16 protein-coding genes are annotated in these 13364 nt (G+C 38.1%); 11 read left to right on the forward strand and 5 right to left on the reverse strand.

Features of this window, described 5'->3' with window-relative positions:
* The first annotated feature begins 1 nt into the window (after position 1).
* The 8 genes from moaC (at position 2) to Q0Y52_RS13155 (ending at position 5644) form a co-directional block, all read left to right on the forward strand.
* Entirely contained in the window at positions 2–487 is a 486-nt protein-coding gene (gene moaC / locus Q0Y52_RS13120) for a cyclic pyranopterin monophosphate synthase MoaC (protein WP_297822258.1), read from the forward strand.
* Positions 481–741, forward strand: coding sequence for a molybdopterin converting factor subunit 1 (gene moaD, locus Q0Y52_RS13125; protein ID WP_297822261.1), 261 nt, complete (start codon positions 481–483; stop codon positions 739–741). Before moaC ends, moaD begins: the two co-directional genes overlap by 7 nt.
* 8 nt (positions 742–749) lie before the next feature.
* Positions 750–1211: a molybdopterin synthase catalytic subunit MoaE gene (gene moaE / locus Q0Y52_RS13130; RefSeq protein WP_297822263.1), complete on the forward strand. Its 462-nt coding sequence runs from the start codon at positions 750–752 to the stop codon at positions 1209–1211.
* A gap of 177 nt (positions 1212–1388) precedes the next feature.
* Positions 1389–2084, forward strand: a complete 696-nt coding sequence (locus Q0Y52_RS13135; RefSeq protein ID WP_297822265.1) for a HupE/UreJ family protein — start codon at positions 1389–1391, stop codon at positions 2082–2084.
* 36 nt (positions 2085–2120) lie between these two features.
* Entirely contained in the window at positions 2121–2657 is a 537-nt protein-coding gene (locus Q0Y52_RS13140; protein ID WP_297822267.1) for a hypothetical protein, read from the forward strand.
* 19 nt (positions 2658–2676) lie between these two features.
* Positions 2677–3003 carry a DUF6488 family protein gene (locus Q0Y52_RS13145; protein WP_297822269.1) on the forward strand — a complete coding sequence of 109 codons (327 nt, stop codon included), beginning with the start codon at positions 2677–2679 and terminating at the stop codon, positions 3001–3003.
* 287 nt (positions 3004–3290) lie between these two features.
* Positions 3291–4472, forward strand: a complete 1182-nt coding sequence (locus tag Q0Y52_RS13150) for an MFS transporter (protein WP_297822271.1) — start codon at positions 3291–3293, stop codon at positions 4470–4472.
* 353 nt (positions 4473–4825) lie between these two features.
* Positions 4826–5644 carry an HAD family hydrolase gene (locus tag Q0Y52_RS13155; RefSeq protein ID WP_297822274.1) on the forward strand — a complete coding sequence of 273 codons (819 nt, stop codon included), beginning with the start codon at positions 4826–4828 and terminating at the stop codon, positions 5642–5644.
* Positions 5645–5958: 314 nt separating this feature from the next.
* Here Q0Y52_RS13155 and Q0Y52_RS13160 read toward each other — a convergent pair whose 3' ends face one another.
* On the reverse strand, positions 5959–7113 hold the full coding sequence (locus Q0Y52_RS13160) for an acyl-CoA dehydrogenase family protein (protein WP_271863711.1): 1155 nt from the start codon (positions 7111–7113) through the stop codon (positions 5959–5961).
* Between the two features lie 162 nt (positions 7114–7275).
* On the opposite strand from Q0Y52_RS13160, the gene Q0Y52_RS13165 reads away from it, so the two are divergent.
* Positions 7276–8310 (forward strand): AraC family transcriptional regulator, encoded by a 1035-nt coding sequence (locus Q0Y52_RS13165; protein ID WP_297822279.1) that lies wholly within the window; start codon positions 7276–7278, stop codon positions 8308–8310.
* A gap of 376 nt (positions 8311–8686) precedes the next feature.
* On the forward strand, positions 8687–9895 hold the full coding sequence (locus Q0Y52_RS13170) for an MFS transporter (protein WP_271863713.1): 1209 nt from the start codon (positions 8687–8689) through the stop codon (positions 9893–9895).
* 195 nt (positions 9896–10090) lie between these two features.
* On the opposite strand, the gene Q0Y52_RS13175 is transcribed toward Q0Y52_RS13170, so the two are convergent.
* Positions 10091–10762: a nitroreductase gene (locus Q0Y52_RS13175; protein ID WP_271863714.1), complete on the reverse strand. Its 672-nt coding sequence runs from the start codon at positions 10760–10762 to the stop codon at positions 10091–10093.
* A 498-nt stretch (positions 10763–11260) separates the two neighbouring features.
* Between Q0Y52_RS13175 and Q0Y52_RS13180 the strand changes: the two genes are divergently transcribed.
* Entirely contained in the window at positions 11261–11917 is a 657-nt protein-coding gene (locus tag Q0Y52_RS13180; RefSeq protein WP_297822283.1) for a lysoplasmalogenase, read from the forward strand.
* Positions 11918–11956: 39 nt separating this feature from the next.
* Here the strand turns inward: Q0Y52_RS13180 and fur are convergent, their stop codons facing one another.
* From fur to Q0Y52_RS13195, 3 genes are all read right to left on the reverse strand, one after another.
* Positions 11957–12376 (reverse strand): ferric iron uptake transcriptional regulator, encoded by a 420-nt coding sequence (gene fur, locus Q0Y52_RS13185; RefSeq protein ID WP_271863716.1) that lies wholly within the window; start codon positions 12374–12376, stop codon positions 11957–11959.
* 108 nt (positions 12377–12484) lie between these two features.
* A complete protein-coding gene (gene fldA / locus Q0Y52_RS13190; protein WP_297822286.1) occupies positions 12485–13009 on the reverse strand; it encodes a flavodoxin FldA in 525 nt (174 codons plus the stop codon).
* A gap of 69 nt (positions 13010–13078) precedes the next feature.
* Positions 13079–13288, reverse strand: coding sequence for a DUF2788 domain-containing protein (locus Q0Y52_RS13195; protein ID WP_271863718.1), 210 nt, complete (start codon positions 13286–13288; stop codon positions 13079–13081).
* Positions 13289–13364: the final 76 nt, after the last annotated feature.

Consider the following 13364-nt stretch of genomic DNA (forward strand, 5'->3'; position numbering starts at 1 on the left):
TATGCAAAACCAAAGTGAAGGTTTGACTCATGTAAATGAGCATGGGAAGGCCAATATGGTTGATGTGACAGATAAACTGATAACACAACGCCAAGCTGTGGCAGAAGGATATATATCCATGTCTACACAAGCTTTTACCATGTTAAAAGATAACACTCATGCCAAAGGTGATGTGTTATCGATTGCCCGTATCGCGGGAATCCAAGGGGCGAAAAAATGCAGCGAACTTATACCTTTATGTCACCCATTGATGTTGTCTAAAGTTCAGCTCGATTTTAAAATATTGGATGTTGATAATAAAGTTCGTATACAAGCTATGTGCAAGTTAGCGGGGCAAACGGGTGTAGAGATGGAAGCACTTACGGCGGTAAGTGTGGCTGCTTTGACCTTATTTGATATGTGTAAGGCTGTTGACCCTCATATGGTAATTAGTGATATCAAGGTACTGAGTAAACAAGGTGGCAAAAGCGGTGATTGGTCATGTTAAAAGTTTTATTTTTTGGTCAACTTAAAGAAGTTATTAAGACTGAATGTCTAAACATTGAGATCATTCAAAATGGCAAGCATTTAAACACAGTAGCTAAGCTACGCAGTATTTTGCAGGCAAAAGACAATACATGGGAAGAATATTTGGCTTATGGCAAAGCGTTGGTTGCGGTTAATCAAGAGATGACGAGTGATGATACTGTGCTGTGTGATGCCGACGAAGTCGCATTTTTTCCTCCTGTGACCGGTGGGTAATCAATTTCATGAGTCATTTTACGCAAATCGTTGTGCAAACTCAGGATTTTGACTTTGCTCATGAATACCAAAAATTAAGAGACAGTAATCACAGTGATGGTGCTCTGGTGACATTTGTTGGCTTGGTTCGGGATACTAATCTTCAACAATCTGTTAGCAGTTTATATTTAGAGCATTACCCAGCGATGACAGAAAAAGTATTGAATAATATTGTACAAACAGCTAAAGCTAAATGGCAACTAGGCAGTGTGTCTGTAATTCACCGCGTTGGGCAGCTAAAAGTATCAGAACAAATTGTGTTTGTAGGTGTAACGAGTCAACATCGACAATCTGCCTATCATGCTAACGAATTTATTATGGATTATTTGAAAACCCAAGCGCCATTTTGGAAAAAAGAAACCACCACACAAGGTGACAACTGGATAGAAGCAAAAACCAGTGACATGCAAAAATTTAAAGACTGGTCGTAACTAAGAGATTTGTTACTCTTTGGTGATCAGGACAAGTGTGAGGCTAAAATCAAAAACTATAAAGACCAAGTAAGTTTATTTACTTATGATGATTATAAAACAGTCAATTTTTTTTCATTTGGTACCTAAGCTGTTTTGTTGCTTCAATTCCAACTCACAATTAATGATGAGTAATCTTTGTTAAATAATATTCTAAATTTGAGCAAACTTGTATTTGCCATTCTATTGATCAGCCTCTCCATAGACGTTCTTGCTCATGGTGTTGATGACGATACTCGTGTGTTTTTGGAGCAAAATGTTGGCGTACAATTTTTCCCATTTATGTATATTGGCGCAAAGCACATGTTTACAGGATATGACCACATACTTTTCCTCGTAGGTGTAATTTTTTTCTTGTATCGAAGCCGAGACGTATTGTTATATGTGAGTATGTTTACAATTGGCCACAGTATTACCTTATTTTGGGGGGTGTTAGGCGATATCCATATAAATCCTTATCTCATAGATGCGATTATCGGATTTTCTGTGGTGTATAAGGGCTTTGATAATTTAGATGGATTTAACCGAGTCTTTGGTAAACAACCCAGTACAAAGGTCGCTGTTTTAATATTTGGTTTGTTCCACGGTTTTGGTCTAGCTACCAAGATTCAAGAGTTTGGGCTTGCATCACAAGGCCTAGTAACCAATTTGATTGCTTTTAACATCGGTGTTGAGCTTGGCCAATTTATGGCATTGATTTTTATTGTTATCGCGATTAACTTTTGGCGAAATCTATCTTCATTTCAACGTTTTTCCTCTATCACTAACACTATGTTAATGAGTGCAGGATTAATGCTTATGGGTCTTCAAATGACGGGATATTACTTAATGTAACAACCTGTTTATTATAGAATTAACGAGAATTATAATATGAAACAATATGTAGTCAGCACAAAAACACTCGTAAAATCAACCATAGTGGCGACGGTAATGGCTGTGATTGTGTTGGTTTGTTTTATACTACCTGCGGAATTTAATATTGATCCAACACACATAGGTCACAAGCTGGGTTTAACAGTATTGGCACATAACAAGAGTAAAGGGGCTGAAACTGCAATAACGGTAACTGCGAACTTTTCTGAACTGGCACAAGATGTTATTGAGGTTGTTGTACCAGTGGGCAAAGGCATTGAATATAAATTTCATATGCAACAACATAAAAAAATGAATTATGAATGGTTAACTGATGGTGAACCCCTCTATTTTGACTTACATGGCGAGCCTGAAGGTGACACAACTGGTTATTTTGAGAGTTACGCTATAGCCACCTTGAGTGAGATGAAAGGTAGCTTCACTTCTCCATTTACTGGCTCACATGGTTGGTATTGGAAAAATACCAGTGACAAACCTGTTGCTATTCAATTAATGGTTGAAGGGCAATACACCGTGATCGGACTAAAACAGTAACAATGTAAAGGTCAATAAAATGAAAATACTAATTTATACAATACTACTCATCACATTGTTAAAACAAACCACAGTTCATGCTCATCAAGGACATAATGAAATTAGTAGCGATAACGCTATTAATATTGCTAGTAAGTCATTAAAAAAATTAACTTTTAAAGATCTTGGTTATGGTGTTGGCAAGCTTGAAACAAGCTGGAAATCACTGAATGATTCAAATTTTAATGTGTTAGAGGTATTAGAGACAACCCTTATCATAAGTGCGACTAATAGCTTAAATGACCAAGTCATTTATTTTGAAATAACAAAAAATGGGAAGGTGCTTAGTGTTAAACACACCTATTAATAGGTGTGTTTGAGAAGTGGAATTATTAAATGTTAATTTGTGAGATATGAAGCCGTTAAAGCGTTTGTTAGGCAATGTTTTTTTCAGATTGAGCCTCAGGCTAACATTTAGGTGAATGGATAATATCTTTAGAACGTCGCTTGTTGTTAATTTTTCTGACCTTCGGTTTTGAGTGTGTTCCAGCCAGTAACCTGCTGAAATTGAGTACATGCGTTTTCACTTTATGACTAAATCACTCAGTCTTAACAGATTGACGTTTTTGGCATAAAGGTAATTGAGGTAATATTATGAATAGCCGCCTTGTAAGGGCACGTAGAGCCGTTTTAAGTATTTTTTTTGTTAACGGATTAATTCTAGGAAGCTGGGTTCCCCATATTCCATTAGTTCAAGAAAAGCTGAATGTCGGAGAGGGAATACTAGGCCTTGCACTATTAAGCATGGCTTTAGGGGCTGTCGTGTTCATGCCCTTAAGTGGTCTATGGAGCGGACGTTTTGGCAGTAGCAGAGTAACCACATTGACAGCTTATACTTATTGCTTTGCCTTACCATTACCGATCCTCGCCCCCAGTCTTATAACTCTGATGGTAGCGTTATTTATTTTTGGTGCATGTACAGGAGCAATGGATGTTGCCATGAACGCCCAAGCTGTGACTGTTGAAAAACGGTTTAACAAACCAGTGATGTCCTCTTTTCATGGATTTTTTAGCTTAGGTGGTTTGGTTGGTGCAGGTATAGGTGGACTTGCTTTAGCTAATGGTTTGAGTTCAATGTTTCATGTATCCTTAATTTGTGGTCTGATGCTTATAGCTACCGTCACTACTGTTAGGCATTTCCTACCTAAAGAAGCTGATGTATCAACAGAAAAACCAAAACTTGTTCTTCCTCGAGGCCCTACTTTAGGACTCGGTGTGCTTGCCTTTTTGGTTCTTATGGCTGAGGGTGCGATTGCTGATTGGAGTGCAGTTTACCTTAAAAATGTTTTATCAACAGGCCCAGGATTAGCGGCTGCCGGTTATGCCGCTTTTTCACTTATGATGGCAATTGGGAGGCTAACGGGAGATAAGTTTGTCGCCAATATTGGTCCTGTGAGTATTACGCGAATAACTTCTATTATTGCCACTTTTGGATTGGGCGCTGCTTTACTCATAAATCATCCTGCTGCAGCTATTGTTGGGTTTGGCTTTTTAGGGCTAGGTCTTTCAAATCTCATTCCTGTAATCTTTAGTGCGGCTGGGCGTGTTCCAAATGTTGCCCCCAGTACAGGTATTGCCACTGTTGCAACAGCTGGTTATTTTGGCTTCTTAGTGGGACCACCTTTAATAGGATTTATTGCAGAAGTTCTTAGTCTGCAAATAGCTTTAGGGCTGGTCACGATAGCTATTTTTGCGGTAAGCGTCTTCGCTTCCTTAACCAAACCAGCTGAAGGTGGTGGGGTGAAAACTAAAGATAGCGCTCCATCAGGAACTTAATTTAAATAGAAAACATAAACTTAATTGGAACAATGTTTCAATTCACTACGAATGACTCCTTTGATGGAATAGGTTTATTATAAAAGCTGCAACTTGTTATGCATATCAAAGAGTTTACGTCATCGCATCTGACTTATCAGTATGAAAAGAAGTGAGATGTAATAGTTTTCAATTGATAATTAAAATAACAATTGTGCTTCGCTAGTAACGTGAATAAATTTCAATTTTGAGTGTTTCTTAAGATCTCAGAATTGATCATAAGAGATATAAACTAATTTATCTTGCAACACGTACTTAATCATTATGTTAAATGTAGGGCTAATTTTTAGCTTGTAATTGGGTTGTATACGTTTATGGATCTTATTTTTTTTGACTTAGATGGCACTCTGTTAAACGATGCATCTGAAATCTCACTTTTTACCAAAGAAACCCTTGTTTTGTTAAGCGAAAAAAATATTGCTTATACGATAGCAACAGGGCGCACTATGTTGTCAGCTCAGCGTATTTTGGACGGACATGAGTTTGAATTGCCGCAGATATACAATAATGGGGTGACAATATGGGATCCTAAAATTCAACAAATTACTTTGGAAAATCTACTTGATAACGCGGAGATTTCAACTGTTGTCGATGCTGCATTAGTACAGGGTATTACTCCTTTTGTTAACGTCATCGATAATCATAATCATTTTATTTTCCATACTGAAACACGTCACGATGTAGAAAAAGAACTTGTGTATAAATACTTTTCTAGTTCCAAAGCCACACTTTTACCTTTAGAAGCGTTTCCTGTTAATAGTCAGGTTACTAATATCAGTATGATTGGTTTTGCCGACACTATTAAAAAGATATGGTTAGAGCTCAATTTACATGAAAATCTAATTGCTTACTCAGGTCCAGCACATGAAGGTGATAACTTTTGGTGGTTAGATGTTCATCACCGAAGCGCTAATAAAGGCACGGCAGTTACCAACCTAACAAAGCAGTTGGGAGCTAGCAACGTTGTATGTTTTGGCGATGGTGATAACGATTTAAGTATGTTTGCCCTTGCTGATGAAAGTTATGCTCCAGACAATGCGCAAGCTGAAGTTAAAAAGTCTGCGAGCGCTGTAATCGGAAATAATCATAGTGATGGTATTGCACATTTTTTGCGTGAGCGCTTTTCACTTTAACGATTAAAAATATTGTTAATAAATAGTGAGGTTGCCTCCTAAAGAGGCACGCCTAATATAATTTTTTCCCAGTCTACTAATTGTGTTTGGAGCTAAACTAAGCAGGCTTCAAACCCTGATCCGTTGGTTGAATAATTACAGGGAAGGGAAGGTCGATATTCCCTGCTTTATAGCTTTCTATAACAAGTACAAGTCTGCCAGCAATAAACAAAGATGATGCTATGAGTGCAACAAGAATACGATGTTCAAGATCAACAGAAATAGTCTTAATATTTCCAATTAATAAATTTTTATTGTTGTATTGTTTTGACTATTCATCGTCCTAAAATATCACGGGCAATGACTTCTTTCATGATTTCGGATGAACCGGCATAGATAGTTTGAATACGCGCATCACGATAAAAACGAGAGATGGGATATTCATCGGTATAACCATAACCACCAAATAATTGTAAACACTCATTCACCATGGTGAGCTGCATTTCTGTGGCGGCTAGTTTTAGCATGGCAGCATCAGTGACCGTCATTTCATCACGCTTGTATTTAAGCATATGTTTTTCTAGCAGTGCGCGACATAATTCAAGTTCAGTTTGACTTTGTGCTAACTTGAAGCGGGTATTTTGAAACTGTGACACAGTCTGACCAAATGCCTTACGCTGCTTGACATACTCACAGGTTAAATCCATGGCACCTTGTGCGTGCCCAATCGCCTGTACCGCGCAGCCTAGTCGCTCGCGAGGCAGTTCTTGCATCAAATAAACGAATCCCTTGCCCTCTTCGCCTAATAAAGCGTCACTTGGTATACGCATGTTTTCAAAAAACAATTCGGCGGTATCACTGCAGTGTTGGCCCATTTTCTCAATGGGTTTACCGGTAGAAAAACCGGTTAGGCTGGTATCGACTAAGAATAATGAGATACCTTTAGCGCCAGCTTTAGTATCTGTTTTGGCGCAAACAATAATCATATCGGCTGTATTGCCGTTGGTGATGAATGTCTTAGAGCCATTGAGGATATATTCGTCACCGTCTTTTACTGCGCTGGTGCGCATGCCAGCAACATCACTGCCGGCACCCGGCTCCGTCATAGCGAGAGCGGTTAGTACCTCGCCAGTCACCATACCCGGTAACCAGCGGTCTCTTTGCTCTTGGTTACCAATATTTAATATGTAGGGCGCAACAATATTTGCGTGGATATTGTAGCCGGTGCCCAGTCCCTGAAAGCCCATGCGACAAATTTCTTCCTGGATCATCTGGCAAACGTCAAAGCTTGCTCCAGCAGAGCCGTATTTTTCAGGAAAATCTACCAGTAACATGCCAGCGCTACCCATGATGTTCCACATTTCACGTGGCATCTTGTGGTTTTTCTCCCATGTTTCGTAATGGGGAGATACTTCCTGTTCTAAAAAGCGCAGGATCATATCGCGAAACATTTGCATTTCTTCAGTATTGCTTTCTTCAATTAAAGACATAATAAATTTCAATATTTTCGTGGTTATATGTTAATTATTGACAATTAGAATGTCATAAGCAATGAGGAAAAAAGTCATTATTTTAACATTTTCGGACATGCCCCTTTAGATTTCATGTAAATATTGCTTTAATAAGGTAATTATTGTTAAAAACGGACAACTATGGCACTGCTACATAATTACGTAAACCAGCAAACCATTGCCAGCTATTTTGCACGGTCACATTTAAATAATGGGATTTTGCTGGGAGGAAATAATCAACAAATTTTGGCTCGTGCCGAACTAAGAGCCTCACAGCTAGAACAACCAAAATCTAGAGTGTTGGCCACACAATTAGCCAGTATTGTAAAAAGCTGTTGGCAACTAAGCGGTGATGAATTTTTAGGTTTTACTGAGCACAAAGTAAAAGTGGGTATGTTTAACTTATTAGCCGAGCGGTTGATTATCTGTAAAACCCTTGATGATGTCTTTATACACACTGCTGCTTTTTACAATTTAACCGGCGATCAGTTGCAATTTGAAATTAACAAAAAAGGCGCGCTAGTTTCGGTTAGTCTTAATGCTAATTTTAAATCAGATAGTGAAAATCACACACCCAATAGTTTATTGAGTGAATTATTATTGTTAGTTTGTCATCGATTTGCTAGCTGGTTAGTGGGGCAGGTTATCCCATTGAGTGTAGTTCAAGTACAGCATGCTAAACCTGCACACCATGAAGAATACCGATTAATGTATCCTTGTCTTTGTACCTACCAAAGTGATAATAATGCCCTGCTGTTTGATGCCAAATATTTAAATCTACCTGTGGTGCAAAACCAAGAGGAATTATTGGGATACATAGAACAGATCCCTTTGCAGTGGTTTAAAAAACAATCTTATTACGATACTTGTAGCGCTCAGGTGTTGCGATTATTAGAAAATGTTACATGGGGGGATAAGTCAAATTTGGAAACCGTAGCGGCAGAGCTTAATATGACATCCAGAACATTGCGAAGGAAATTGATTGCAGAAGGCAGTCGTTTTCAACAATTGAAAGATAATGTGAAGCGAGACAAAGCCATCAGCCTTTTTGAACAGCCTAATTTAACCTTGGCAGACATCAGTGTAGCTTTAGGATTTACAGAATTGGCAACATTTTCACGTGCTTTTAAACATTGGACTGGTGTCTCACCTAGTACCTATCGAAATTGTCGTTAGTTAATTTAAACCCAAAATAATGTTAACTACATAGCTCCAGTGATCTTAAAATTAGCAGTCCCAATATAAAATAGACTATGTGCCATTTATCTTCATTAGGTAAACTAGAACGATGCGTGTTTTCAACAACAAATATTTAAGTTTATTTGTGTGATGGTAGTTACTTTTTATGTGGAAAAAATATTGAAAATATATGGTGATAATTGTGAAAAGGTAATGCGTATATGAAATTGTATCTATCAAAACGTTATGCCGCTGTACCTCAATTAATAATAAGAGATGAAATCTGGTGTTGTTGTTACCGAGTCTTGCAACTGGCATCCGTTTGTTTTGGCAAGCGTTCCTCAAGTGATGTAAGACTGTTGACGTATGTTCAATGAGCACAAGTAAATACCAATCTAATGTTTTAGCCAAACGTACTTTATTGTTGGCGGCGGGCGCTATGGGTTTTGCGCAAACAGTATTATTCGCCATATTGGCGCCCCTTGGAAGAGAAGTGGGCCTAGTCGAAGTGCAAATTGGTGCGATTATTTCTGCCTCATCCTTGACGCTGTTTTTGGTCAGTCCCCTTTGGGGCCGCGCAAGCGATCAATGGGGTAGAAGAAAAATCCTATTAATTGGTTTATTTGGTTATTCTATTGGCACTGTGATGTTTGCCGGTGTTTTTCAGGCTGCACTGTTGGGGTACCTTGTTCCAGTAACAGCCCTAACACTTTTAATTTTAACACGTGTTGCCAACGCCACGGTAATGGCAGCGGTGGCACCATCAGCAAACGCCTACATGGCCGATATTACCTCCGTTACGGAGCGGATTAAAGGAATGGGGGCAATAGGAGCCGCCGGTAATATTGGTTCCATATTGGGGCCAGCTATTGGTGGTTTACTCGCTAGTATCAGTCTACTTACGCCGCTGTATTTTTCGGTATTTTTAACCTTAGCCGCCGCTATATTGACTCTGTATGCTTTACCTGAACTTCCTAAGCCTACCGTTATAAAAAAGCCCAAGAGACTAAAATATAGCGACCCAAGGATTTTCCCCCTGGTGATTGCCGGCGTGTTTTTGTTTATGGGATTTGCCATTGTGCAACAAACTATCGCATTTCGCTTTCAAGATGTATTGGGGCTCGATGGCATTCAAACAGCAAAAATTGTGGGTATTAGTTTGATGTTTTCGGCTGCAGCCGCTTTACTCGTGCAATTGTTGGTTATTCCACGCCTGCATGTCAGACCATTTGTGCTGCTTAGAATATCCATGCCTATAATGATGATCGCTTTTGCCATGATGGCTTTGAGCCAATCTCAGAACATGTATATGCTAGCCATGTGCATTCTTGGTCTGGGTATGGGGCTAGCAGGTCCAGGGTTTATGGCCGGTGCCTCTGTTGCTGTCTCATCTGAAGAGCAAGGCGCTGTTGCTGGAGTCGCTGGCTCATGTGGGCCATTAGGATTTACTGTAGGACCGTTACTGGGTACCTACTTATATTCTATAGACGGAGCTTTACCTTACTGGTTCGCTTTCACAAGTTATTTATTGTTGTTTTTCTTTACTCTAAAGTTTAGTGACAAAAAATCTGCACAACCTTAACTCTCATTATGTAACTGGGATTTATTTTGCATTTTAAATTTACATTATCCATTGGCTTTTATACAAACTGTTAATGATTAAAAAAACTTGATAACTACCACAGGAAATTGATTAAACTGGCGACGCTTAATTGATATTCGGGTGGTAGTTAATGTTGTTGTGTAGCAAATATAATATTTATATCTTTTTTTGTTTTTAAAATCCGTGATAGCTCACAAAATCTTCATTGTCAGCTCGAACAGAACGGACGTTATTTGCTTCAAAGTTTTCATCTGGATAACCCATGGCGATGCAAATCATGATGGCTTCAGTGTCTGGAATTTGCGCATGTTTATGCACAACATCTGATTGCATTATACCTTGGCCATTAATTACGCAGCCCAAGCCTAAGTCCCATGCTGCCAAAACGATACCATAAGCTAAAGAACCTAAGCCAAATTGAGTTATGCCTGCAGGCTCTAACGATTTGTCGTAGGTAAGAACCAAGGATACCGGCGCATCAAACTGGCGAAAACCTCTCATCATCCATTCCATACGTTTTTCTTTATCTTCTCTAGTTATGCCCATGACTTCAAACAGTTGTATTGCTACATCTATTTGACGCTGCCTGTGTATGCCCACATAATCTTCTTTATAGGGAAAATCACGAACATGTGGCTTACCAGCAAGGGTGTTTTTAGTATTGTCTTCACGTATTTTATCAAGCACTGTACCCGTTACAGCATGTATTCGCCAAGTTTGTGTGTTGTAAGAAGATGGAGCCCATTTAGCGCTATTGATGACTGTATCGACCAGCTCTTTAGAGACGGCTTTATTTTTAAAACCACGAACACTCTTTCGAGATGCTGCGAATTCTGCAAAATTCATATAAACCTTTTTAATTAGATGTTTTAGAAGAAAGTTAAACACTATAACTGAACGTTGTACTGGGTAAAAATCATGCAAACTTATCATTGAATTTAAGTCTGCTTTATTAGGCAGAGCTGACTCTTTTGGTTCATCATTACTTAATTAAACAAAACGGCTTGATGCCCACACTACTTTAGTTTGATAGTCTGTTTGTATTTGGTCATGGCTGTATGCCCAAACAAAATGTTTGTCTGCGTCTCATAACAAAGATATACAATTGAAACTCTTGGTGTTGTCATTTTAGTTTGAACTCAACTATCTATAAGCACCAGTTGTGAAGGAGGGGAATGATATACATAATATATTATACAAAACATAAACTAGTTACTGCCCTTACCAAAATTTCATCTCAAATAAACTTCATGAAATCACATTTCAGAGGGTCTCAATGTGTGGACAAAAAGTAATAATCGCTTAATAATCGCACATGTTCTCAAGTGCTAATAGTGAATGAATATGTCTAAAAATATAAAATTTTCATTTCTTTTTTTTGTATTACTATATTTGGTTAGTTTGAGTATTTTTGATGGTGTTTTGTGGCTACTAAAAATTATTCCTATCGCCTTGTTAGCCGTTGGGGTGATGAATACGGTACCTAGCTCAACTCGCAATATATTACTATTAGCACTCTTTTTTAGTGGTTGTGGTGATTTGTTACTTGCGTTTGATGTATTTATTTTTGGTGTGGCTGCATTTCTAATAGCTCAGCTTAGTTACGCTGTGTTATTTGGGCACCACTGGCAAGGCATTCACAGTCGTTGGCCCCTAAGTGTGTTGCTAATAATGTATATGTTGAGCATGGTGTGGTTGCTGATACCCAACCTTGGGAATTTACAGTTTCCAGTGATGGTCTATTTGCTGGCTATTGCTGCAATGGGTCTAATGGCTTTGCATTCATCCTTACCTATGCGTTGGGGAGTATTGGGAGCCATAATGTTTATTATCTCTGATTCTTGCATCGCCATTAATAAATTTGTTAATCCATTGCCCTATGAGAGTTATTGGATAATGAGTACCTATTATGCGGCACAATTTATGATGGTTACAGGCTTACTCATTTCAGCGAGGCAGCAGAAAAAACTTATCCCCTTCAGAAAAAATCAAGACAAATAAAACGCCACTAGGAATGTGGCGTCTTTATTCTTAAAAAAATTAATCTTCGTCACATTCCACTTTACACTCACCATACAAGTATAAACTGTGATGGGTTAACTTCATATTATGACGTTCGGCTACTTCATCTTGGCGTTTTTCAATAACGTCATCTTCAAACTCAATGACCTTGCCGCATTTTAAACACACTAGATGATCATGATGATTTTTATGACTTATTTCAAAAACTGATTTCCCACCTTCAAAGTGATGACGGTTCAAAATGCCTGCATCATCGAACTGATTTAATACTCTGTAAACCGTGGCTAAACCGATATCTTCGTCATGATCTATAAGTATTTTATAAACGTCTTCAGCACTGATATGTTGATTTTCAGGAAGTTGTAATATTTCTAAGATTTTCAAGCGAGGAAGGGTAACTTTTAATCCCGCTTTTTTTAGTTCTTTATTTTGATCCATGATCTTACTTTCATAAAAAAGTGTTAGGTCATTATAGGGTACTTATTTGGATTTAAAAGCTATTTACCATGCTCAGTTAAAAAAGGAGGTAACCCTCCTTTCTTAATATTAGCCCAATTCAGCTAAACAAAGTTCGTCATATATTTGTTTAGACCAAGCTTTGACTCGTTGTTCAGTTAATTCGGGTTGACGGTCTTCATCGATACCTAAACCTACAAAATGGTTTTCATCAGCCATTCCTTTAGAAGCTTCAAAGTCATAACTTTCTGATGGCCATTGGCCTATTAAAATAGCACCTTTAGCTTCTACTATATCTCTTACCATTCCCATAGCATCTAAGAAATATTCAGCATAATCTTCTTGATCACCACAACCAAAAATCGCGACTAGCTTATCTTCAAAATCAATTAATTCGAGTTCTGGAAAAAAGTCATCCCAATCACATTGAGCTTCACCATAATACCAAGTCGGAATACCGAAAAGTAGCAGGTCAAATTCAGCAATATCTTCTTTGCTGCTTTTGGCAATGTCTTTAACGTCTATTAGGTTTTTGCCTAATTCTTTTTGGATCATCTTAGCAATATGTTCTGTATTGCCAGTGTCGCTGCCGAAAAATAGCCCCACACTTGCCATTATAACTTTTTCCTCAACTTAAATAAAAATTCAATCTGGTTACAATTAAAACTAATATCATTACAGATATCAGCCCTCTATAACCAATTGCATTATGCCTTTAAATATAAATCCAGCGGCACCTAAAAAAAGTACGAAATATACAACAACCTTACCAATTAATGGCACGTTATTTTTCTTAAGTACATCAAAAACCACGTAAGCCATCAGTAAAAATAGACCTACAATCGCAACATCTAAAGCTATTGATTCAATTTGCTCATAATGGTCACTTAACATGTACTTTTTTCAACTCTCTTAAAATCTGGCGCATACTAACATAGACTTTTTACTATGAAAAATGAATGAGTTATAG

Origin of the sequence: uncultured Paraglaciecola sp. (assembly GCF_943787955.1) — a bacterium.
Lineage (GTDB): Bacteria > Pseudomonadota > Gammaproteobacteria > Enterobacterales > Alteromonadaceae > Paraglaciecola.

Excerpts from the sequence above, each read along its gene's own strand:
- moaC (WP_297822258.1), top strand. The coding sequence starts at position 2 with ATGCAAAACCAAAGTGAAGGTTTGACTCATGTAAATGAGCATGGGAAG.
- moaD (WP_297822261.1), top strand. The coding sequence starts at position 481 with ATGTTAAAAGTTTTATTTTTTGGTCAACTTAAAGAAGTTATTAAGACT.
- moaE (WP_297822263.1), top strand. The coding sequence starts at position 750 with ATGAGTCATTTTACGCAAATCGTTGTGCAAACTCAGGATTTTGACTTT.
- Q0Y52_RS13140 (WP_297822267.1), top strand. The coding sequence starts at position 2,121 with ATGAAACAATATGTAGTCAGCACAAAAACACTCGTAAAATCAACCATA.
- Q0Y52_RS13145 (WP_297822269.1), top strand. The coding sequence starts at position 2,677 with ATGAAAATACTAATTTATACAATACTACTCATCACATTGTTAAAACAA.
- Q0Y52_RS13150 (WP_297822271.1), top strand. The coding sequence starts at position 3,291 with ATGAATAGCCGCCTTGTAAGGGCACGTAGAGCCGTTTTAAGTATTTTT.
- Q0Y52_RS13155 (WP_297822274.1), top strand. The coding sequence starts at position 4,826 with ATGGATCTTATTTTTTTTGACTTAGATGGCACTCTGTTAAACGATGCA.
- Q0Y52_RS13160 (WP_271863711.1), bottom strand. The coding sequence starts at position 7,113 with ATGTCTTTAATTGAAGAAAGCAATACTGAAGAAATGCAAATGTTTCGC.
- Q0Y52_RS13165 (WP_297822279.1), top strand. The coding sequence starts at position 7,276 with ATGGCACTGCTACATAATTACGTAAACCAGCAAACCATTGCCAGCTAT.
- Q0Y52_RS13170 (WP_271863713.1), top strand. The coding sequence starts at position 8,687 with ATGAGCACAAGTAAATACCAATCTAATGTTTTAGCCAAACGTACTTTA.
- Q0Y52_RS13175 (WP_271863714.1), bottom strand. The coding sequence starts at position 10,762 with ATGAATTTTGCAGAATTCGCAGCATCTCGAAAGAGTGTTCGTGGTTTT.
- Q0Y52_RS13180 (WP_297822283.1), top strand. The coding sequence starts at position 11,261 with ATGTCTAAAAATATAAAATTTTCATTTCTTTTTTTTGTATTACTATAT.
- fur (WP_271863716.1), bottom strand. The coding sequence starts at position 12,376 with ATGGATCAAAATAAAGAACTAAAAAAAGCGGGATTAAAAGTTACCCTT.
- fldA (WP_297822286.1), bottom strand. The coding sequence starts at position 13,009 with ATGGCAAGTGTGGGGCTATTTTTCGGCAGCGACACTGGCAATACAGAA.
- Q0Y52_RS13195 (WP_271863718.1), bottom strand. The coding sequence starts at position 13,288 with ATGTTAAGTGACCATTATGAGCAAATTGAATCAATAGCTTTAGATGTT.